Consider the following 21,492-nt stretch of genomic DNA (forward strand, 5'->3'; position numbering starts at 1 on the left):
AATGGAAGTCTCTTAAAAACACAGATCTCGCAAAGGAAAATCAGTACACGGTTCTTTAGCGTTGCCATGTGCATTACGCTTTGAGCCGATTTGAAAGCGCTACTATACAGGCAAGCTCTCTAAATTTTTTGCCAGCCTTCTCTAAACGCATGACTCCCTTCCGCCGGGTTCTCACGGGCGCGGTCTTGTTCCTGATCACCATCATCGTGGCCACGGCCGGATACATGGTTGCGGGCTGGACGTTTCTAGATGCGATTTATCAGGTTGTCATCACGGTCTTTGGCGTTGGCTTTGGCGAAGTGAATCCGATTACAACGCCAGTCCTGCGCCTATTTACCATGCTAGTCATTATTGGCGGCACGTCCTCAGCAGTCTATGCCGTGGGAGGAATTGTGCAGATGATTACTGAGGGAGAAATTAATCGGGCGCTGGGAGTCAGACGGATGCTAAAAGCCATTGAAACCCTGGAACATCACACGATTATTTGCGGCTTTGGGCGCATGGGGCAAATCCTGGCGCGGGAGTTGACAGATAAGCAAAAGCCCTTCGTCATTATTGACAATGATGCCGGCCGCGTGGTTGAGGCCCAGGAAATGAGCTACCTGGTCATCAGCGGCAACGCAACCGATGAAGAAGTGCTAGAGCTAGCAGGGATTCGACGAGCCAGATACTTGGCGACCGTGCTGCCGGACGATGCGGCAAATGTGTTTATCACGCTGACCTCGCGGGGCATGAACCCGGCCCTGTCCATTTTAGCGCGGGGGGAATATCCCAGCACCGAGCGCAAACTCCGGCTTGCGGGCGCAAACCATGTCGTGCTGCCCGCCACCATCTGCGCGATGCGAATGTCCCAAATGATCACGCACCCGGCCTCCCTTGACTTGCTGAACCACAACGACGGCAGCAGTACGCTGAATGAATTGCTGGGAAATCTGGACATGCAGCTCGACGAGTTGCGGGTGTCTCGTGGTTCGGCTCTAATTGGCAGCTTTGTAAAAGACCTGGAAGTGAGGGGGCGCGGGCAGGTCGGCCGCACCTATCTGATTGTGGCCCTGCGACGAGCAGATGGAACCTTGATTATGAATCCTGGTTCCACTGTTGTGCTGCATGAGGATGACACGGTGATTGTGATGGGGCACAGGGGCGACATGCCCAAGCTGGCCGAAGAACTGTCGCTCAAGCGCCAGATTCGCTATCGCGGTGCAAAGCTTTAGTAGGCGAATGTATTTAATGGGTATTTTAATGCAATGGTTTAATGCAATGGTTTAATGCAACATTGCGGGCGATCGCCCCAGATCTTCCCGTCCAATTTGGGCTGCATTTCTTAAGAGAATCTAACGTTCTTCTTGACCCATCCGCCTCTAAACTGGCACTCAGATATACCTCAGAGATCAGTGCGATGGTTGTTGTGTTGTTTCATAGGAAACACAACACTATGAGGATTAGTAAGAAATGGGCAGTTCTAGCGGGGTTTCTGCTAGCGCTGATTGTGTCCGTCTCCATGAGTTTCGCAACCACACCATCGGGATTGTCTGAGGCAGAGGCTTTGCTGGCTGCTGCCGCGCGAGAATCGGGTCGTCCAAGCTATTCTGAAAGCACGGCGGTCAGATTTAAACCGAGCGACAATGTGTATTTAAAAAGTGCCTTAGCAGTTGATTTTACGCCTGGAAAAGCAACTGTAACTTTACCGCTTTATCGAGGACTTTCCCCGCAGGGTGAGTCGGTTTATTACATCTTGACCGAGGCTTCTGATTTTGAGGTGGCTAAAAAGTTGGGCATCAATTTTGCACCCAAAATGAAGAAGGTTATTGGCACCTCAGGCGCTCAACCGGTAACGGTTGAAAACGGCATTATCCGGTTTCGAGGCAATGTCGATTTCTCGCCCCGCTATGAGGTAGAACCGGGCAGTCCATACCCCTTTCCACCCAAAGTGGCGAAGCCTGGGGCGATCGCCGATGCCCAGTGGTCATCTATGGCGGTGTTGCCGAGCAACGTAGTGCTAAATGCCCAAATGGTGCATAACGCTTCTGGCAGCCATGATCGCCTGGTTGATATTGATCTCGAAAGGCGAACCGCTACGATGTCCATTCTGGACGGGTTTCAGGGTGGGCGGCAGTATTTTTATCACCTGGTCACGGATGTCTCCGCAGACGTTCCTTCGGTTCTCGAAAAGGGGGTCTTCGCGCCTGCCCTGGCTAATATTCCTGCTTTTGGTAAGTCTCTGCCCTCTGACCAATCTGCACTGTTGGGATTTTCGCCCGTTCTCAACGGTATTACCGACACGGGTACGGGTGAGCATCAGGGCTTTGCGGCTTCCCTCGCGAATAATGGCATCGACCCGATCAACGTGTTTCCCTATGCTCCGTCCAACGATGATCCCTCAGCCTCCAACAACTACAGCCCGCTGTGGGATGCCCATGTGAGCATGTGGACTGAGCGGGCGATCGCCGAAAACAAAGTCAGACGCATCACCTCGTTTGAGGATCTGGAGGGGTTGATCAAATCTGGTATGGTCACCAGTGCCTACATCAACCCTGAAGGCCCGGGCAATAGCTGGCTCTACGGACTGCGACCCACACGGGCAACCATCAACTGTCCTGTAATTGCTCACCCAATTTTGTAAACTGGGCAAGCGCTAAATAAAAAAGTTTTCCGTGAGCGTGTAAAGGGTGTGCGCTCACGGAAAACTGTTGTTATTTCGTTCCTGATTTACTGTTTGCAGCTACCGCTAGCAGCTAACACTTATCACTACTGCAAGGCGTTTGCGCCCGCCACCACCTCAAGAATTTCCTGGGTGATCGCGGCCTGACGCGCTTTGTTATAAGTCAACGTCAGCGTCTTCATCAGTTCGCTGGCGTTGTCGCTGGCGTTGTTCATCGCAGTCATCCGGGCTGCCAGCTCGCTAGCAGCAGACTCTTGCAGTGCCCGCAAAAGCTGATTGTTGAGATACAGCGGCAGCAGTGCATTCAAAATCTGCACTGGATCTTGCTCAAAGATCATGTCCTGAGGGAAAGAACGGATATCAGGTGCGGTCACCTTTTCCCGCTCCACTGCAAACTCGCCGCCTCGGGTCGTCAGCCGGAAGATTTCGTCATCTGGTGTCTCCAGCCCCTGCGGGTCAAGCGGCAGCAGCGTTTGAATCACTGGACGAGAACTGACCAACGACACAAACTTGGTGTAAATTAGCTCGACCCGATCCACAGTTTCCGACAGGAACAGCGACAGTACCTCATCGGAAATCTTTGCCGCTTCCGCAGCCGTCGGGATTTGCTCCAGCCCGGAAAAGCTGGCATCGATGGGCTGATTGCGGCGCTGGAAGTATTGCAGCGCTTTCCGTCCAACCAGTACAAAGCGATAGTTTAGCCCCTCGGCCTGTAGCTCGCGGGCGCGAGCTTCTGCCCGCTTGATAATGTTGCTGTTGTAGCCGCCACACAAACCGCGATCGCCCGAAATCACCAGCAGCCCAACGGTCTGCACCTCCCGCGACTTCAGCAGCGGCAGATCGACATCTTCAAACTGCATCCGCGCCTGCAAGCCGTATAGCACCTGCGCCAGGCGATCGGCAAAGGGGCGAGTCGCAATCACCTGTTCCTGGGCGCGGCGGACTTTTGCAGAGGCCACCAAGCGCATTGCCTCTGTAATTTTCTTGGTATTCTTGACCGACTGGATGCGATCGCGAATTGCCTTCAGGTTTGCCATAGTTTAGGAGTTAGGAATTAAGGGTTAGGGGTCGAAGCGGTTGAAGGGAAGAGGCAGGCATTAAAAACACAAACCCATGCTGATTCATAATGCCTGGCCCCTAACACCTTATCCCTACTTCAGACCTGCCAGGAAGGTTTGCTTGTATTCGGCGATCGCCTCTTTCAGCAGTCCTTCTGCCTCATCCGTCAGCACCTTTTGCCCCTGGACGATTTCGATGTACTTGGCCTTGCTGGTCTTCAAATAGTCGCGCAGTCCCTTGGTGAACGCAGTCACCTTTTCCACCGGAATATCATCCAGATAGCCATTAATGCCGGAGTAAATCACAGCCACCTGCTCCGCTACCGACAGCGGCGAATACTGCGGCTGCTTCAGCAGTTCCCGCAGGCGCTGACCCCGCGCGAGCTGATCCTGGGTTGCCTTGTCCAGGTCAGATGCAAACTGAGTAAAGGCTTCCAGTTCAGCAAACTGAGCCAGTTCCAGCTTCACCTTACCTGCAACTTTCTTCATCGCCTTGGTCTGCGCCGCAGATCCCACGCGAGACACCGAAATCCCCGCGTTTACCGCCGGCCGCAGACCTGAGTTAAACAGGTCAGACGACAGGAAGATCTGACCATCCGTAATCGAAATCACATTCGTCGGAATGTAGGCAGACACGTCGCCCGCCTGGGTTTCCACAATCGGTAGCGCCGTCATGCTGCCTTCGCCCAGTTCGGGGCTGAGCTTTGCAGCCCGCTCCAGCAGGCGCGAGTGGAGATAAAACACATCGCCAGGGTAGGCTTCCCGTCCGGGCGGACGACGCAACAGCAGCGACATCTGACGATACGCCTGGGCTTGCTTGGAAAGGTCGTCATACACCACCAGCGTATGCTTGCCTTTGTACATGAAGTACTCTGCCAGGGTAGCACCCGTATAAGGAGCCAGATATTGCAGCGGGGCAGGGTCGCTGGCGTTTGCCGCCACAACGATGGTGTATTCCAGTGCGCCACGAGACTGGAGTGCATCCACCACCTGAGCCACCGTCGAGGCTTTCTGCCCCACTGCAACGTAAACACAGATCACATCCCCGCCTTTCTGGTTCAGGATGGTATCTAGCGCAACGGCAGTTTTGCCCGTTTGACGGTCACCAATAATCAGCTCACGCTGACCCCGACCAATCGGAATCATGGCATCGATCGCCGTAATCCCCGTCTGCATCGGCTCGTAAACCGATTTCCGTTCCACAATACCAGGCGCAGGAGATTCCAGGAGGCGAGAATCGGTCGCAGCAATGTCCCCTTTACCGTCGATTGGACGCGCCAGCGCATCGACCACACGACCCAGATAGGCTTCCCCCACAGGAATCGAGGCGACTCGACCCGTCGAGCGTACAGTGCTGCCCTCTTGAATATTCAGACCTTCGCCCATCAGCACAGCACCCACGCTGTCTTCTTCCAGGTTCAGCGCCAGACCAATCGTGCCGTCTTCAAACTCCAGCAGTTCGCTGGCCATGACATTCTCTAATCCATAGACGCGGGCAATGCCGTCGCCGACCTGCAACACGGTTCCCACGTTAGAAACCTTAACTTGCTGGTCGTATTGCTCGATTTGCTGGCGAATAATGCTGCTAATTTCGTCTGGTCTAATTGCTACCATTGCGTTTTTCTCCAGTTGAACGGTGGGGGATCAGGTCGTAATACCCGTCGGGATGAAAGTAATAGATTCCAGTAAGAGATTCCCTACTGATTAAGGGGAGCATTAAGGGGGAGCCAATAAAGTCCACCAGTTGTCCGGGGCGCTTCCTAGCTGGAACCCGTCAGCTTTAGCCCAATGCGTCGCAGTTGACCCCGCAGGCTTGTGTCATACACTTGAGAACCCACCTTGATCACAACCCCGCCAATCAAGTCAGGATTGATGCGAGTTTCCAGATCAACCTGCTGGGCTCCTGTTAACTCCTTGACCTTGTTGCGGACAGCCTCTTGCTGAGCTTCGGTCAACTCGACTGGCGCACTGACCTCCGCCAGAACGGCTTGCTTCAGTTCGCGCAGGAGCGCCTGATACTGCTTGCAAATGTTATCTAAGAACAGAATTCGACCCCGATCTACCAGCAGAAACAGAAAGTTGAGCGTATAGGGATGAACCTGCTCTGATGCAAGCTGGCGCAAAATGCCTTTCTTGGCATCAGGCTTGATCAGCGGGTTTGCCAGGACTTGCTGAAGCTCTTCTGATTCGGCCAGGAGCGATCGCAAGAATGCAACATCTTCACCAAAGCGGTCAATCAGATCATTGGATTTGGCAAGCGACATCAAAGCCTGGGCATAAGGCTCCGAGACTTCGGATGCTGTAATTGAATCTCTCATTTCGCTAACCTCCCAATGCCGCAATGCCACGATCGATTAACTGTTGCTGGGCATCTTCGCTCAGCCCACCTTTCAGCCGTGCCTCGACCCGCTGGAGCGCAAGCGCTGCCACTCGCTGACGCAGTTCGTTCACCACTCGCTGCTCTTCTGCAGCGACATCCTGATCCGCCGCCGCCTGCATTCGAGCCACATCCTGCATCGCCTGCTCTAAGATTGCGGCGCTCGCTGCGGCTGCCTGAGCCTCTGCTTCTGAGCGAATCCGGGCTGCTTCTTCCTGAGCCTGTGCCAGCTTTTGCTGCTGCTCTGCCAGGAGAGCGGCGGCTTCCTGCTTGCGCTGCTCTGCTTCCTTGATCGAAGCTTCGATTTTCGCCCGCCGATCGCTCAGTGTTTTCCCTAAAAAGCCGCGACCAAAATACACCAAGACACCAATGATGATGGCGAGGTTAATCAGGTTTGTGTCTAGCAGGTCAAAATTCAGCCCAAAGCCGCCCTCTTCGGACGCTTCAGCCGCTTCTCCCGCTGTTGCGGCGATCGCCAACAAACTCCCTAGTATCTCCATCTGTGAATGCCCGAATCTGCGTCTTTGATTGATTCACGAGTTCAAAACAGGTCTCTGGAAAGCCCGACCGAGGAGCAACGTCAACTAGCACAACACCAGAAAACGCTGCAATACAGCGGCTTGCCCCGTCAGCGCTAGCCAAGCGCAACACCACCCGTCACCTTTTCCAAAATCTGACGGCTCAATTCATCCACCTGCTGCTCTAAGGACTGCAATGCCGCAGCCTTTTGAGCATCTAAATCCTTTTGCGCCTGCTCTCGCTGAGCCTGAGCAACCTGCTGGGCTTCTGCAATCTTTTGGGCTGCGATCTTTTGAGCATCTGCCTCGGCCGCCGAGACAATTGCGATCGACTGACGACGAACCTCGGCTGCCTCAGTCTCATACTGCTTAGCTAGTGCCTCTGCTTTTGCCAGACGCTCCTTCGCCTCCGACTGATTGGCGCGGATGTAGCCCTCGCGGTCATCCAGCGCCTTGCCCAACGGCTTGTAAAAAGTGACGTTGAGCACTGCAACCAGCAGCATAAACTGGAGCGCCATCAGCGGCAGCGTGGCATCCAGGTCAAACAGACCACCCCCGCCCTCTTCAGCCAGTAAGAATGTCCAATAAACCATATTTATTCGCCCCGATTAACTCTTTGGGGTTCTACTAACCAAACCATTTGCAACGATCTCGAAAGCGTCGTCGAGGGGCGTTGCCCAAAGTTGGATACCTGACTCGAGCGCGATCGCCCAACAACAATACACTCAAGCCTAAGCAAGCCTGTGGCTGAAATGCCCTGCACCCCAGCCACACGGCCCACCTCTTAGGCAAAGGGGTTGGCAAACAGCAGCACCAGCGCTACCACCAGACCGTAGATCGTCAGCGCTTCCATGAACGCCAAGCTCAGCAGCAGCGTACCGCGAATCTTGCCCTCCGCTTCGGGCTGACGAGCAATCCCTTCAACTGCCTGACCAGCGGCATTCCCTTGACCAATGCCAGGGCCGATCGCCGCCAGACCTACAGCCAGCGCAGCAGCCACAACCGAAGCAGCAGAAATAATCGGATCCATGATGTTTTCCTTCCCTAAAAAATTACAGAACGAGAAACACGTCAGCAAATGCGTGATCTGGCTTGCAGAATCAGCCCATGCAAAGGCGATCGCACACCTCACACAACGACTGTCGATTGCACTGACGACTGCTGCAATCGAGTCGCATGAACGGGGAATTCACACACCCCAACTGAGGATGCTAGTGCTCCTCATGCCCTTCACCGTGGTGATCCTCCATTGCCTCGCCGATGTAGGCGGCCGCCAGCGTCGCGAAGATGAGCGCCTGAATGGCACTCGTAAAGAGGCCAAGCGCCATCACGGGCAGCGGCACAAACAGCGGCACTAGGAGAACCAGCACACCCACCACCAGCTCATCCGCCAAGATGTTTCCGAAAAGTCGGAAGCTGAGGGAGAGTGGCTTGGTGAAATCTTCAATAATCTTGAACGGCAGCATAAACGGCACAGGCTGCACGTAGTTGCCGAAATAGCCCAATCCCTTGCGGCTAAACCCTGCGTAGAAATAGGCCAGCGAGGTCAGCAGCGCCAGCGCAACTGTGGTGTTGATATCGGCAGTCGGCGCACCCAGTTCACCCTCTGGTAGCTTAAAGAGCTTCCAGGGAACCAGCGCACCCGACCAGTTGCTCACGAAGATGAACAGAAACAGCGTGCCCACAAACGGAACCCAGGGGCGATATTCCTTTTCACCAATCTGGTTTTTCGCCAGATCGCGAATGAACTCTAGCCCGTATTCCATTAGGTTTTGCAGCCCAGAGGGAACGCGCTGGATATTACGGCTTGCCAGGAACGTGACCAGCACCAAAAGGCCGATTACAAACCACGAGGTGAGGAACACCTGCCCATGCAGCTTTAGATTTCCTAACTGCCAATAGAAGTGTTTGCCGACTTCTAGCTCAGCAAGCGGAAAGGCATTGAAGACGTTAAGAGAAAGCAACGTTTCCATGAAAATGGCTTGCCCGAATTAACTGGAGGGATGCTAGGATATCTAAACCTATCCCTGTGAGGGGAGGATAGATGTCCGCAACATATAGAAAATGACCGCAGCTTTATAGGTCAGAAAGCCTAAGAAAATAGGCATGATTTGAAGCTGATTCCAGCGAGAAGCAATCAGAATCAAACCCACAAGGAGAATGAGACGAGTGTTTCCAATTCGTCCCTTTTCTCGACCTAGCTGCTCAACGTTTCTAGCCAACATTCTCAAGTAAACCACACCTGTGCACGCTCCAATCAGGTAATTGAGAGCAATATTCAGGGAGTAGACTGCCCACACAGAACCAAAGATGACCGCAGCCATGACAAGCGTTGTTAGCAGCAGATGACTCTGAAGCTTGTAATATTCCTGCATGGATGCATCGGGTTGGGCTGGCAGTGCGGCAGAGGAGTCGTTGCTCTCTGGAGCAGCAGGATCAGCCGGAGCGTTCGTATTGGTTTCGGGTGGGAGATCTGGCGTGGTCACGATCAAGAACCGAGTCCAGATAGGTCTTTTGGAGTCATCAGTGCATCATTGCCAACGCAGTGATGAACCGTCTCTAATCATATCATCGCAGGGTAACAATACTTAATGACGGTGATTCAAAATCATTCAATTCCCAGAAATTTCTGAGCAAGATTTTTTGAAAAGAATTTATTCAAAGAGTTTAGAAGGCTTTTGCAACTGAAATCCTGGGGGTCAGCTTGGGTTCAAGTTGCTGGGGTTAGCAGCAGCAATTGTTGGCGCTGGAGGGTGCGAACGCTGTCTAGGGGCAACGGCTGGTCTTGCAGGATTTGGGCGATCGCCCTCCCAGCCTCTTCCTCACAAGCCTTGAGAAAGCCCCACTCGGCCTCGCTGAGGTTGATGATCTGGTAGTCGTAGTTAAACACGCAGCGACTATCCCAGCCGTCGATGCAAGGGCTGAGGGCGGGAATAGCGCTGAGCAGGTCGGCATCGGATGACCAGTCGCAGATTTCTAGCGGCGGCCGTCCTAGAAAGAATTCGTAGTGCGTAATCGTGTCGGGATCGAGCAGTTCGATCAGGCGGTAACGCTGGCGATCGCCCAGACCTTCGGCCCGCTGCATCAACTCCGGTGACTTGCCCAACAGCCGCTCCAGATCCCACACGCGAGGGTTTGAGAAGCCCAAGAATTCCAGCCCCGACGCATCAATGAGTTCAAACAGGGTGTCGATGTTGTAGTCGACTTCCTGGGGATGTACGTACATGTCGGCGAAGCACTCGTCCTTCTGGTTTTCTAGCGACCAGCGTTCTTGCTCGCGTCGCACCAGGCGGTTGTTTTCGGGCAGGCTGGCGAAAATGGCTCGCCCTAGCTGCACGCCGTCGGTATAGTCGCCCCGGCGGTCTTGCTGGAGGAGGGCGATCGCCTGCTGCATCAGTTTAATTTCCCAGCGTCCCAATTCCCCATAGACAAAAATATGCATTATGCCACCCGGAGCCAGCTTTTTTGCCAACGCCTGAATCCCGCGAATCGGGTCAGGCAGGTGGTGCAGCACGCCGACGCAGTTAATCAGGTCAAACTCGCCTGGTAGCTGATCCGCATCGTACAAACTCAGGTGGTGAAAGGTCGCGCGATTGGCCCCAGACCGCCGACACCGCTCCTGCGCCACCGACAGCGCCCCCGCGCTCAGGTCAATCCCCGTCACCTGCGCCTGCGGATTCAGATGCACCAGATATTCCGTCCCCACGCCCGTCCCACAGCCCGCATCCAAAATCCGAATATCCTGCCGTGCGGGTCTGCGCCCGGTGCAAAAGCTGTGGGCCGCTAGCCAGTTCCAGCGCCAGTTATAACCCGGTGGCGGTTCATCCAGCAGCGGCTCTGGGGGAAACGGATAGGTGTCATATAGCCGCGCAACTGCTGCGCTCACAGCCTGAGAATCGGACATAGAAGAGGAATTGGATAGGAAGGGCAATCCGAATTATAGGGGGTTGGGGGTGTGGGAGGGAGGGAATCGTTTGAACCCGCAGACTGGAGATGAGGCGAATTGGGTTACCGCTTGCCTCTTAAGATACAAGGAGAGAGCGCGGCGCGAGGGACGAGAGCCAGGTCTTGATTGTCTTCTCTACGCGATGTGCAACTTTCAATCTGCCCTCATCCCCCAATCGCTTCTCCTGACTTGGGAGAAGAGGAGCAAGAGCGGCTTGACCTTCTTCTGTTCAAGCCTTTTTTCTGCCTCGCTTTCTATAAACCAATAACCTCAATCCCTTCAAACCTGTGTCCAAAGCCCGCTCACTTGCCGGAATCGCTGGAATCGTTGCCATTGCTACGCTATTGAGCAAGATATTTGGCTTGTTTCGCCAGCAGGCGATCGCCGCTGCCTTTGGCACGGGCCCCGTGTTTGGCGCGTTCAACTTTGCCTATGTAATTCCGGGCTTTTTGCTGATTTTGCTGGGCGGGATCAACGGACCCTTTCACAGTGCGATTGTCAGCGTCTTGTCGAAGCGCAAGCAAGAAGAAGTCGCGCCGATTGTGGAAGGAATCACGACGCTGGTGGTCAGCATTTTGCTGCTGGTGACGGTGGGCTTGATCGCGTTTGCAGAGCCAATGATGAGCCTAGTGGCTCCGGGGCTGTTTCTTTCGGCGGCCGATGCGGCGCGGGAGGGGATGTCGGCGGAAACCTATGCCACGCTCCAGCAGACGCGAGACATCGCCATTCAGCAGTTCAAGATTATGGCTCCGATGGCGGTGCTGGCAGGGCTGGTGGGCATCGGCTTTGGCGCGTTGAATGCGGCCAATCAATACTGGCTGCCGTCGATCAGCCCGCTGTTTAGCAGCGTCACGGTGCTGCTGGGGTTGGGGGGTCTAGCGTGGTATCTGGGCGATCGCATCACCGATCCACAGTACGCCATGCTGGGCGGCGCAGTGCTGGCCGGGTCTACCCTAGCCGGGGCGCTGCTGCAATGGCTGGTGCAGCTACCCGCCCAGTGGAAATCCGGCTTGGGCACGCTGCGACCCCGGTTCAACTTCAACGATCCAGCCGTGCGCGAGGTGATCAACGTGATGGGCCCGGCGACGTTTTCTTCAGGCATGATGCAGATTAACGTGTGGACGGATCTGTTCTTCGCGTCGTTCATTCCCAACGCGGCGGCGGCCGTTTCGGCAATGGGCTATGCAGGGCTGCTGGCGCTGACCCCGCTGGGCATTTTGTCAAACGTCATCCTGGTGCCGTTGCTGCCTGTGTTTTCTCGCCTCACCGCGCCGCAGGACTGGCCCGATCTCAAGCTCCGCATCCGTCAGGGACTGATCACCACGGCTCTGACCATGCTGCCCATCAGCGCCCTGATGATCGTGCTGGCTGTCCCCATTTCGCGGGTGGTCTACGAGCGCTATGCCTTCCGCCCCGAAGACTCGCTGCTCACCGCTACCGTGCTGATGGCCTATTCCGTCGGCATGTTTGTATATCTGGGGCGCGACGTGCTGGTGCGCGTGTTTTATGCCCTAGAAGACAGCCTCACGCCCTTCCGCATTAGCATTGCCAATATTTTCCTAAACGCACTGCTGGACTTTTTGCTGGTGCGTCCCTATGGCGCGGTGGGGCTGGTGCTGGCGACCGTCGGCGTGAACCTGATTTCGATGCTGATTATGCTGGCTATTTTGCACCGCCGCCTGCAGGGGCTGCCGCTGCGTCAGTGGGGCGGGCTGACGGCGCTGCTGGCTCTGGGCAGCGGGCTGGCAGGCGGTGTGGCGTGGGCGGTGCTTCAGGGCTGCGAGGAATGGCTCGGCAACCAGGGCTTTGGCGTGCTGCTGGTGAATCTGTGTCTTGCAGGTGGCGCAGGGCTGCTGGTGTTTGGGTGGTTTGCTATGCGGCTACGGCTGCCGGAGGTGGATGCGTTTGTGAGTCGGTTAAGCCAGCGATTTTTGAGGCGATAATTTGAGTCGATAATTTGGCAATGATTTTGAGGCGATAATGATGACCTCCGGCCCTTCCCCCGACACCCGCTACCCGATCCCCGGCCAGACCCGGCTGGCGTTTCTGAAAAATATCGTTAAAAATCCCAACATTATCGTCGGCGACTACACCTATTACGACGATTTTGAGAACCCGGAGAACTTTGAGCGCAATGTGCTGTATCACTTCGACTTTGAGGGCGATCGCCTAATCATCGGCAAGTTTTGCTCCATCGCGTCGGATGTCAAATTCATCATGAATGGCGGCAACCACCGCACCGACTGGTTCACCAACTATCCTTTTCCTGTGTTTGGCAACGGCTGGGAACACGCCATGCCCGATTCCTGGCCCAACAAAGGCGACACCATCATCGGCAACGACGTGTGGATCGGCTACGGCGCGATGCTGATGCCGGGAGTGCAGGTGGGCGACGGAGCCATTATCGCCACGGGTGCGGTCGTCACCCGCAACGTAGAACCCTACGCCATCGTCGGCGGCAACCCCGCAGCCCTGATTCGCAAGCGCTTTGACGACGCAGTGATCCAGGAACTCCTGCAAATCCGCTGGTGGGACTGGGACATCCAGACAATTACCCGCCACCTGCCTGCTATCTGTGGCGGCGATTTGGCCATGCTACGACAAGCCGCACAGGGGGGGTAATGGGAAGGACAGTTTGACGAGTGGGAAAATCGTAGCGTGTGGGATTCTAGGGAACCTCGATTAATTCAAATTGAGGCAAACACGGGTCTCAGATGAGACAAAGAACCCTGTAGTGCTGAAGCTATTGCATTGTAGCTGATAAACAGAATGCACCCCCTGTTTCAACTCCCACCATGATCTCACAGCAGTCTCATCCAGGCGACTCCAGCACGAGCTAATCCTCAATGGCATCGAGGGACGCAACAAAGCCGAGTGGGAAAGACGGCTCCGCAAGCTGCGTAGCATAGGCTGCCGTGAGAAACGGGCGATAGTCCTCGTTGCCAGCGACGTGGGTCTGGAAAAATGCCAGCGTCAGGGCGTGGTGATAGCGCTCGGAGATGGCTTTGATGTCTTCCCAGGAGGGGCGAGTCGTAGGGCGATCTGACCCAGAATCTCTTCCAGCAGTGCGGCCGGCGATTTCGTAGCTAATGCGGGCGTGGGGCAGTCCTTTGGTCAGCACGAAGTAGCGCTCTGCCTGGGGCGCGGAGGGGGTAAGCTGCCGAAACGAGGGAACCTGTTCTTTGAGCAGAGGCGTTAGCAAGTCTTCGTCGGACGCTTCCCACAGAACGGGCACGTCAATTTGCGAGAGTCCCGTTCCAAACAGGCTCTTGCCAAAGGGCAAAAAGGCGTAGACCGCCTTGATGCGAGCATCGCGCAGGTTGGGCGGCGGCGGGGCTTCGAGCGCCTGACACTGATACAGCAGCGAAATATTGAGAATGAACGAATCGGACTGGCAGGCCGGCTCCAGCGACGAAAGCTGTATCTCTGCACCCGCCAGGGAAAAGGCCGTCGTGCCGCCAAAGGAATAGCCAAACGCCCCCACCCGCTCTGGGTCAATGCGTTGGAATTGCCCCTGCTGCTGCATTTCGCCCAACGCATCTAGCAAAAAGGAGATATCCAGCGGGCGATTGGCAAACTCGGCGGGGTCAAAGTTTTCTCGGTGCAGCCCGTCGTAAAAATCCTGGAGGCGATCGCGATCGCTCCCTGGATGATCGGGAATGGCCACCGCAAAGCCGTGGGATGCCAGATGGCTGGCCAGCCGCGTAAAGCGATCGCGCCGTGCGCCTAGTCCATTTGACACGACGATCAGCGGCGCGGGCGTGGCTACCGTTGGCAGATACAGGTCAACCGTCAGCGGGCGATTGCGCTGCGCGTCCACCAGCCGCAGCGTTTGTTGTTGGAACGCGACGGAACCGGGCTGGCGCGGGTCGATAGGCGGCAGGGTTTGCAGCACGCTGGCTTCCTGCTGGGCGATCGCCTGCGTTGCGTCGATTACCTGATTGGTCACCTGCGCTGTGCGTTGCAACAGCCCCCCCAGTCGCCGCTGAAAGGCGATCGCCTGCCGCACGTCGATCTGCATATCCACGGGCAAATTCCGCAGAAAGCTCAGCACGCTAAAGCCGTCCGGGTCTGCCGCCGCCAGGATGCCCGCGCTCCGCAGGCTGCCCGCGCCGTTTTGCCCAGATGCCGTTCGCAGCAGCCCCCCCACCTCTTGCAGCAGTCGCTCTCCCGACCGCGTATAGCTGAACTGCGACACCATCATCAAGTCCACGTCGTAAGTGGCGTTGAGGGTGTTTTGAAGCTGCGATCGCTGATGGGGCGCAAGCCGCTTGAGATAGAACCTGAGGCGGGGGTCGTCGCCTGTTTTGCCAAAGTTCTCAAGCGCCTGCACCGGAACGCTGAGGCGGAGCGGGCCATAGCGCAGGTAAATTTGGGTGGCGGCCCAGCCGGGAAGCGCGGTTCCCATCATTCCCACAGCGCTGATTCCCAGAGCGCTCAGCAGCGCCAGAGCCGTGTAGCGACGAACTCCCCTCATCCGATGCCAGTGTGCCAAATCGACTGATTGCCAAATCGACACTTCATTCTAGTCGCGATGCGGATCGGGTGTCAGGTGCCAGTCCGGTACAAAGTCAAAATCCACCAAGACCTGAAGCGTTGCGGGATGGGGTTCGGGGTCGGCATCGCTCCACAGATCTACCGCAGCACCCTCCAGCAGCAGATGTACTTCGGGCACAGCGGTTTCGATTTGCTGCATTACGTGGTTGGTCAGTTGCGCCAGTGGCGTGGGCTGTTGCAGCGACAGCGGCGGCAGGGCTGCATCGGGCTGGGCCTCAAACGCCAGGTCGCCCGCTTGCAGCACCACGTCCGCCGCCAGCGGAAACACGGTCGGTTCCGGCATTCGCCCCGTCGCCAGGTCAATGTACCAGTCCATTTCCGGCGTTTGTAGCTTTAGCGTTACCAGCAGCCGCAGTGTACCTGCATCCCACGGTGCTTCTGGTTGCAGCATTCGCACCTTCACGCCGCCGAGGAGCTGCATCATCGCTGGGCTGCTGCGACTGAGGCTCCACAAGAGGCGCGATCGCAGGCGATCGCCCGGCATCCGGTCTTGCCAGCGGTCGATTGGCGCAAACAGCGGCGAGTCAGTCTGTAAATCCAGCAGCAGGCAGGCATCCGCAACCAACCGTGGCACCACCTCTTCCGCAGGCAGCGGGAAGACGGCCTCTGTCACCATGCGACAGCCGCTCAGATTCAGGACTTGGTGGGCGAGCGCATAGTCTCTCAGGTGGGTGCAATAGCGCTGGAGCCAGGCCCCCAGCGTGAACTGGAGGGTGGTCGGCAGGGTTTCCTCCTCGTTCGATGGCAGCGTATCGGGCGGTTCCGAAGCCCCAGCAGCCCAAGCCGCCGCACCATTCGGAAACTCCGGCGAGGCGGGCAGTCCACCCGGCAAAAACTCCAGCTCCAGATGCAGGCGCAGCGTTGCGGGCTGCCAGTCATATTCCGGCAGCAGCAGTTGAATCGGCAGACCCACCAAGAGGGGCGACAGGGCCGGCGTGACCAGTTCCACCTGCTGGGCGATCGCCGTCAGGATTTGCCCAGCCGTGAGCGTGCCCGAAACCGCTGTGCCATCCAGTTCGTGGATCTGGGCATCGGGCGACAGGGGCGATCGCCCTGGCTGATGCATCACCAGGTCATGGCGCTGGCTGCCGTCCTCAGCGTGTAGCTCCAGCACCGCCGCCAGCCGCAGTCGCCCCCGCTGGCGCACCGCCCCCGCCGGAGCCACTGTCGCAGACACGCTTTCCAATAGCCGCATCGTCTCTACCGCGCTGCGGGCCAGCCCCCACAGCAGCCGGGGGGTGAGGCTGTCGAGTGTGCAGTAGGGGGACCACAGGGGGGACGGTTTGGGCGAGTCGGTCGCCTCGCTGGGAATCGTGCGGTCGGTCGCCTCTGCTGCCAGCGCTTCCGACGTTTCTAGCGCTTCTAGCAGGTCACAGGCTTCGTCGGCGACGTAGGGGGCGATCGCCTCTGGGGTCGGCGGCGTGTTTGCATCCCAGCCGTTTTCGGGCGATCGCACCTCATCGACCAGCGCCATCAGCGTTTGCATAGCCCGCACCACCTGCCCCGATGCCACCCGATCGGCAGCGTCGGGCATCGGCAACTGCAAAATGGCCGCCGTCAGCAGGTGGGGCGAGGCCAGCGCAAAGTTTGGAGGTGCGGCAGTAAAAGACACCATGAGCGGATCGGGGGATGGGGTGAGGTCGGGCGCTTGTTCTCAGAATGCCCAGGGCGATCGCAGCACTAGAGATAGCCGTGTGAATTTTTGCAGCGTGAATTTTTGCAGTGTGAATTTTTGCAGCGTGAACTTTTGCAGTACCAGCCGTTGTCATCGTTTCGCAGGGGTTCCAGGGTTGGGCTATTCCGGTTCCACCACCTCCACCACGCCCGTCTCTCCGTCCAGCCGCACCCGCTGGCCAGATCGAAGCTGTTGCGTGGCGCTGGCCAGGTTCATCACGGCGGGAACCTGGTATTCGCGGGCGACGATCGCCCCGTGGGAGAGCCGCCCTCCAACTTCGGCAATTAGCCCGCCGACCTGCGCTAGCAGCGGGGCCCAGCCTGCGTCGGTGTAGGGCACAACAAGAATGTAAGAGCGGTCGAGGGGCGGCGCGTCCTGGGGCGATCGCACTACCATGACCGTTCCCACCGCGATGCCAGGGCTGGCTCCGATGCCGATCAGTCTGCTGAGGGCGGGCCGTTCTGGCTGGGTTTCTGGGCGCGGTGGCTCGTAGCCGTAGGCCAGCAGGGGAATATTGGTCTGCTGGGAATCTTCCTCGAAGCGCGATCGCCGCTCCTGCACCCGCCGTTTTACCGAACTCCAGTCGGCATCCTGTTCCGTCACCAGCGCCCGAATTTCCGAAATTTCCAGGAAGAAAATATCGCCAGCCGCGTCCAGCAAGCCGTCAGCCAGCCAGCACCGCTCTAGCGCTACAAAGCTCCAGCGAAGTTCTGCCAGCAGGCGATTGTAGACCTCAGCCACGCGCCCCTTGAGGTCGAGCCGTTGCTGGAGGGTTCGCACCTTGCCAGCAGGCGGTCTAGACTGCGACGCAATGGGCATGGGCGCAAGCTGGGCAAGCTGGGCAAATTGGGCAAGCTGGCGCTGCACAGCCTGGGGAGCCTCGCGCCAGGTGGGAACGGCGATATCTGTCCCCACCTCGCTGAGGTAGCCATAGCGGTCGAGGAACTGGTCAAACTGGTGGAGAACGTCCCGACCCGCCGGGGTTTCCCCAAGCTGCATTAACAGCACGTCAGGGTCAGCAGGGGGCGCAGGCAAGTGCGATCGCACTTGTTGGGCCAAGGTTTGGAGCGATCGCACGGCCGCCACCTCCGGCATCACGCGGTTATCGAGCGCCGCTTCATCCACCCGGAACAGGGCGCGTCGGGCGGCAAATCCCAGCGGTGCAAGGATATTGAAATAGGTGGCGGGGCGCAGCAGTTCCAAAATCTGGTCGATGCGATCGAGCAGATCGGCGGGGTTCAGCGAGTCGGCCGGGTGCGCGGCCAGATCCGCCAGCGCCGGGGCAAACTGCTGGCGATCGCACTGGGCAAACTCTTTCAGCAGTCGTCGTTCGCGCTGCACCAGCCGCAGCAGTCCAGGCAGATTTCGCAGCGTAGACCCCAGCGGCGGCTTGCTGAACTTTGCGCCCCGGGTGAGAAATTCTAGGCTCTCTGGCGGCAGCCCCATCCGCCGAAAAATATCGCCCAGCAGCGTCGCGTTGAAGTATGCGGCAGAGTGGTGCAGCGTCGCCGTTTCCTCAAAATCCAACCCCTCAGCGCGATCGCCCAGCACGATGGTAAAAATCTCGCCCCACACGCCGCAGGTCAGGGGTCGGTTAATCGACCAGGTGAGCGGCCGGATGAAGCCAGGAATCACCTCGGCGGCAATCTTGCGCGTCCAGATGGGCACCAGCGTCGTAATCGGCCGCGCCTGCAAAATCCATACTTGCTGCCCGTCATAGCTCCATTCCACATCCTGTGGAACGCCGTGAAAGTGGGCTTCAATCTGCCGCGTCAGCAGCGCCACCCGCCGGATCACCGTCAGCGGCACGTCGCCCGTTCCTTCCACCAGGAACGCTTCAGGGTTGGGAGTGTCCTCTGGCGACTCCGGCAGCCAGACGCGGTAGGATTCCGGCGTGACCCGACCCGACACCACCTGATCCGCCCGCCCCGGCAGCGCCTCGATCACCACTGCCTCGCCCTGCCGCTGGATCGGGTCGCGGCTAAAGGCCACCCCCGAAAACGCCCCCGCTACCTGCTGCTGCACCAGCACCGCCATGCCCCCCTCGGCGCTGCCCTGGCGCTGGCGATATTGCACCGCCCTGGGCAGGTTGTAGGACCCCTGACAGCGCAAGATCGCCTGCTCTAGCGCGGGCGGACTGGTGATATCCAGAAACGACTCGTATTGCCCTGCCGCCGAGGCCGTATCCGAATCTTCGCCAATCGCAGAAGAGCGCACCACCAGCGGCGTATCGGCGCTGGGCGAAAGGGCGGTCAGCAGCGGCGCAGGATCGTCTCCTGGCGGCAGCACCCAGCCCTCAGGCACGGCATAGCCCAGGCGCTTGAGGGCGGACAGGGTGGCAGCTTTGGAGCCGACTTTTTCCGGCGAGAGCGCCTGATTTAGGGATAGTAAGGCGCGATCGCCTCGAAAAAACTGAAACACGCGCTTTGATTCCTCCTGGGCTTCCTCCGCCGACAGATCCAGATCATCGGGAATTTTTTGGTAAATCCACGCCAGCAGCAGGCTAAGCAAAGCGGTGACGGCGACCCGCTTGCCGCTGTAGGGATGCAGCAGCGCTACGAGGATCGGCATTAGGAGGAGGACGCTGAGCTTGCCAAGCGTGCGATCGCGCAACACCGTAAACCCAATGCCGCCGATCAGCGCCACTAGCCCCGCCGCCACCGGGTCATGCAGCAGAAATCCCCACACCACGTTCGTTGTGCCCGCGCCGCGCCCGCCCCAATAGCGCCCCATCACCAGCGCCATCAGCGCCACCACCTCCCACAGCGACCCCGCCGGAAAAAACTGCCGCGCCAGCAGCACTGCCGCGATTCCCTTCGCCGCCTCCGACAGCACTGCCAGAATGCCCGCCGCCCGCCCGCCGTGATAAAACGCCGCCGACACGCTGACGTTGCCCGTGCCCAGCTTCGACAGGCGCTTCCCCGTCAGCCCGCGCACGACCCACTCGATCAGCGGCAGCGCCCCCAGCACGGGGCACAGCACAAAAATCAGAAAAACGCCCCAAACTTGCATCAGCGACATCAGGCACCCCAACTCCAAACAGCTTGGTTCCTCTATTATCTAGCTGCATGAAAGAAGGCGTAGAGCGCGACCATCTGCACCAGATGATAGAGGTCATTGGGCATGAGCCAGGGCCGCAGGGCAAGCTGCACCACCTGCACCCCGGCTGCGGCAAATGACAGACCCACCCCGCCCACCAGCCACCCTGCGGTGACCCGCTGCGCTGGAACCGCGAAAACCACCCCCGACCCTACCAGGCCCACTACCACCAGCATAGACAGCAGATAGTCGGCGATCGCCCCCCAAAAGGATTCCGCCTGCCATGCCCACAGCCCATACACCGCCAGCTTGCCCAGCGCCAACCGCTGCACCCAGACCAGTTTGCCCCCCGACACCCAGCCCGCGCTTGCGCCAGCTACCAACCCATAGCTTGCAACCCCCAGCGCCAGCAGCATGGCTCGCCACAGGCCCAGTGCCCAACCCGGCGACAACGCGGCGCTCCATCCGTGCAGCGTGCCGCCCAGGGCCGCAGCCAGCGCCGTGCTGCCAAAGGCCAGTATCCACCCCTTTGTGGGCTTGGGGGGTTCCGCCTGTTTCAGCAAGCAGACCGCAAAGATCAGGCACTCCAGGGCGATCGCATAGTCGGTCAGCGTGGTAATGGGTTCGCTCAGCGTCATCGCATGGGGACTGCGGGCAGTGGGTTCAGCGGGCTGGGCTGGCCAGGGCAACGCGCAACTGTTCGAGGCGATCGCCCACCCGTCGGTAGTATATCTAGTTGCCGCGTCGCTCTTTTTGTAGTTGAACGGCAAATTTGAACGGCAAATTTCTCAATGGGCAGTTGCGCGGCTCTCCATTTTGTATAAAGCTTCTTGTAGACAGCTTTTTTATAAAGCCTTAAGAATTGGCCCCGGACTGCTTTGCAAAGGGTCTGGACTGATGGATGAGCTTTGTTAAAATTAATACCAAATCAAACCCAGGAGAACCCGCCGCCATGACCCTGCCTACTTCACCAAAGCCCATCGTTGTTGCCCCGTCGATTCTATCTGCCGACTTCAGCCGCCTGGGTGACGAAATCAAAGCGGTTGACCAGGCCGGAGCCGACTGGATTCACGTAGACGTAATGGATGGTCGCTTTGTCCCCAACATCACCATTGGCCCGCTGATCGTAGACGCGATTCGTCCCTACACCCAAAAGCCCCTGGACGTGCATCTGATGATCGTGGAACCAGAAAAGTATGTGGCAGACTTCGCCAAAGCTGGAGCCGACATTATCTCCGTCCATGCCGAACACAACGCCTCTCCCCACCTGCACCGCACCCTCTGCCAGATCAAGGAACTGGGCAAACAGGCCGGAGTCGTGCTGAATCCGTCTACGCCGCTGACGCTGATTGAGTATGTGCTGGAGGTGTGCGACTTGGTGCTGATTATGAGCGTCAACCCCGGTTTTGGCGGCCAGAGCTTCATTCCGGCAGTGCTGCCCAAGATCCGCAAGCTGCGTGAAATGTGCGCCGAGCGCGGCCTCGACCCCTGGATCGAAGTCGATGGCGGGCTGAAGGTGAACAATACCTGGCAAGTGCTGGAAGCAGGCGCAAACGCAATCGTGGCCGGGTCTGCGGTCTTCGGCGCGAAGGACTATGCCGAAGCCATCGAAGGCATTCGTCACAGCAAGCGCCCAGAACCCGCCCTGGCAACGGCTTAG

18 protein-coding genes are annotated in these 21,492 nt (G+C 58.0%); 5 read left to right on the forward strand and 13 right to left on the reverse strand.

Annotated elements, in window-relative coordinates; all coding sequences use genetic code 11:
• Positions 1 to 149 precede the first annotated feature (149 nt).
• A complete protein-coding gene (locus tag IGS16_RS03730; protein ID WP_297083430.1) occupies positions 150 to 1,214 on the forward strand; it encodes a TrkA family potassium uptake protein in 1,065 nt (354 codons plus the stop codon).
• 581 nt (positions 1,215 to 1,795) lie between these two features.
• Complete coding sequence (locus tag IGS16_RS03735; RefSeq protein WP_297083431.1) at positions 1,796 to 2,623, forward strand: hypothetical protein; 828 nt, start codon at positions 1,796 to 1,798, stop codon at positions 2,621 to 2,623.
• A gap of 125 nt (positions 2,624 to 2,748) precedes the next feature.
• On the opposite strand, the gene IGS16_RS03740 is transcribed toward IGS16_RS03735, so the two are convergent.
• From IGS16_RS03740 to IGS16_RS03780, 9 genes are all read right to left on the reverse strand, one after another.
• Positions 2,749 to 3,699 (reverse strand): F0F1 ATP synthase subunit gamma, encoded by a 951-nt coding sequence (locus IGS16_RS03740; protein WP_297083432.1) that lies wholly within the window; start codon positions 3,697 to 3,699, stop codon positions 2,749 to 2,751.
• 114 nt (positions 3,700 to 3,813) lie between these two features.
• Positions 3,814 to 5,334, reverse strand: coding sequence for a F0F1 ATP synthase subunit alpha (atpA, locus tag IGS16_RS03745; protein WP_297083433.1), 1,521 nt, complete (start codon positions 5,332 to 5,334; stop codon positions 3,814 to 3,816).
• Between the two features lie 146 nt (positions 5,335 to 5,480).
• On the reverse strand, positions 5,481 to 6,038 hold the full coding sequence (gene atpH, locus IGS16_RS03750; RefSeq protein ID WP_297083435.1) for an ATP synthase F1 subunit delta: 558 nt from the start codon (positions 6,036 to 6,038) through the stop codon (positions 5,481 to 5,483).
• Positions 6,039 to 6,042: 4 nt separating this feature from the next.
• Positions 6,043 to 6,597 (reverse strand): F0F1 ATP synthase subunit B, encoded by a 555-nt coding sequence (locus tag IGS16_RS03755; protein ID WP_297083437.1) that lies wholly within the window; start codon positions 6,595 to 6,597, stop codon positions 6,043 to 6,045.
• Between the two features lie 134 nt (positions 6,598 to 6,731).
• Positions 6,732 to 7,208, reverse strand: a complete 477-nt coding sequence (locus tag IGS16_RS03760; RefSeq protein ID WP_297083439.1) for a F0F1 ATP synthase subunit B' — start codon at positions 7,206 to 7,208, stop codon at positions 6,732 to 6,734.
• A gap of 191 nt (positions 7,209 to 7,399) precedes the next feature.
• On the reverse strand, positions 7,400 to 7,645 hold the full coding sequence (gene atpE / locus IGS16_RS03765) for an ATP synthase F0 subunit C (protein ID WP_172354853.1): 246 nt from the start codon (positions 7,643 to 7,645) through the stop codon (positions 7,400 to 7,402).
• 181 nt (positions 7,646 to 7,826) lie between these two features.
• Complete coding sequence (gene atpB / locus IGS16_RS03770; protein ID WP_068515974.1) at positions 7,827 to 8,579, reverse strand: F0F1 ATP synthase subunit A; 753 nt, start codon at positions 8,577 to 8,579, stop codon at positions 7,827 to 7,829.
• A 57-nt stretch (positions 8,580 to 8,636) separates the two neighbouring features.
• Positions 8,637 to 9,101: an ATP synthase subunit I gene (locus tag IGS16_RS03775; protein WP_297083464.1), complete on the reverse strand. Its 465-nt coding sequence runs from the start codon at positions 9,099 to 9,101 to the stop codon at positions 8,637 to 8,639.
• A gap of 224 nt (positions 9,102 to 9,325) precedes the next feature.
• Positions 9,326 to 10,519 carry a bifunctional 2-polyprenyl-6-hydroxyphenol methylase/3-demethylubiquinol 3-O-methyltransferase UbiG gene (locus tag IGS16_RS03780; protein ID WP_297083441.1) on the reverse strand — a complete coding sequence of 398 codons (1,194 nt, stop codon included), beginning with the start codon at positions 10,517 to 10,519 and terminating at the stop codon, positions 9,326 to 9,328.
• A gap of 329 nt (positions 10,520 to 10,848) precedes the next feature.
• Here IGS16_RS03780 and murJ point away from each other — a divergent pair, with 329 nt between their 5' ends.
• Together murJ and IGS16_RS03790 are read left to right on the forward strand one after the other, a co-directional pair.
• Positions 10,849 to 12,504: a murein biosynthesis integral membrane protein MurJ gene (gene murJ, locus IGS16_RS03785; protein ID WP_297083442.1), complete on the forward strand. Its 1,656-nt coding sequence runs from the start codon at positions 10,849 to 10,851 to the stop codon at positions 12,502 to 12,504.
• Between the two features lie 40 nt (positions 12,505 to 12,544).
• Positions 12,545 to 13,183: a CatB-related O-acetyltransferase gene (locus IGS16_RS03790; RefSeq protein ID WP_297083444.1), complete on the forward strand. Its 639-nt coding sequence runs from the start codon at positions 12,545 to 12,547 to the stop codon at positions 13,181 to 13,183.
• Positions 13,184 to 13,397: 214 nt separating this feature from the next.
• Here IGS16_RS03790 and IGS16_RS03795 read toward each other — a convergent pair whose 3' ends face one another.
• From IGS16_RS03795 to IGS16_RS03810, 4 genes are all read right to left on the reverse strand, one after another.
• Entirely contained in the window at positions 13,398 to 15,080 is a 1,683-nt protein-coding gene (locus IGS16_RS03795) for an alpha/beta hydrolase (RefSeq protein WP_297083446.1), read from the reverse strand.
• Between the two features lie 6 nt (positions 15,081 to 15,086).
• The gene (locus tag IGS16_RS03800; RefSeq protein ID WP_297083448.1) at positions 15,087 to 16,733 is read right to left on the reverse strand and encodes a hypothetical protein; all 1,647 of its coding nucleotides are present in this window, start codon (positions 16,731 to 16,733) and stop codon (positions 15,087 to 15,089) included.
• A 180-nt stretch (positions 16,734 to 16,913) separates the two neighbouring features.
• Complete coding sequence (locus IGS16_RS03805) at positions 16,914 to 19,814, reverse strand: glycerol-3-phosphate acyltransferase (protein ID WP_297083450.1); 2,901 nt, start codon at positions 19,812 to 19,814, stop codon at positions 16,914 to 16,916.
• A 35-nt stretch (positions 19,815 to 19,849) separates the two neighbouring features.
• On the reverse strand, positions 19,850 to 20,521 hold the full coding sequence (locus IGS16_RS03810; RefSeq protein WP_297083452.1) for a hypothetical protein: 672 nt from the start codon (positions 20,519 to 20,521) through the stop codon (positions 19,850 to 19,852).
• Between the two features lie 263 nt (positions 20,522 to 20,784).
• Here IGS16_RS03810 and rpe point away from each other — a divergent pair, with 263 nt between their 5' ends.
• A complete protein-coding gene (gene rpe / locus IGS16_RS03815) occupies positions 20,785 to 21,492 on the forward strand; it encodes a ribulose-phosphate 3-epimerase (RefSeq protein ID WP_297083453.1) in 708 nt (235 codons plus the stop codon).

This window comes from Thermoleptolyngbya sp. C42_A2020_037, from assembly GCF_015272455.1.
GTDB lineage: Bacteria > Cyanobacteriota > Cyanobacteriia > Elainellales > Elainellaceae > Thermoleptolyngbya.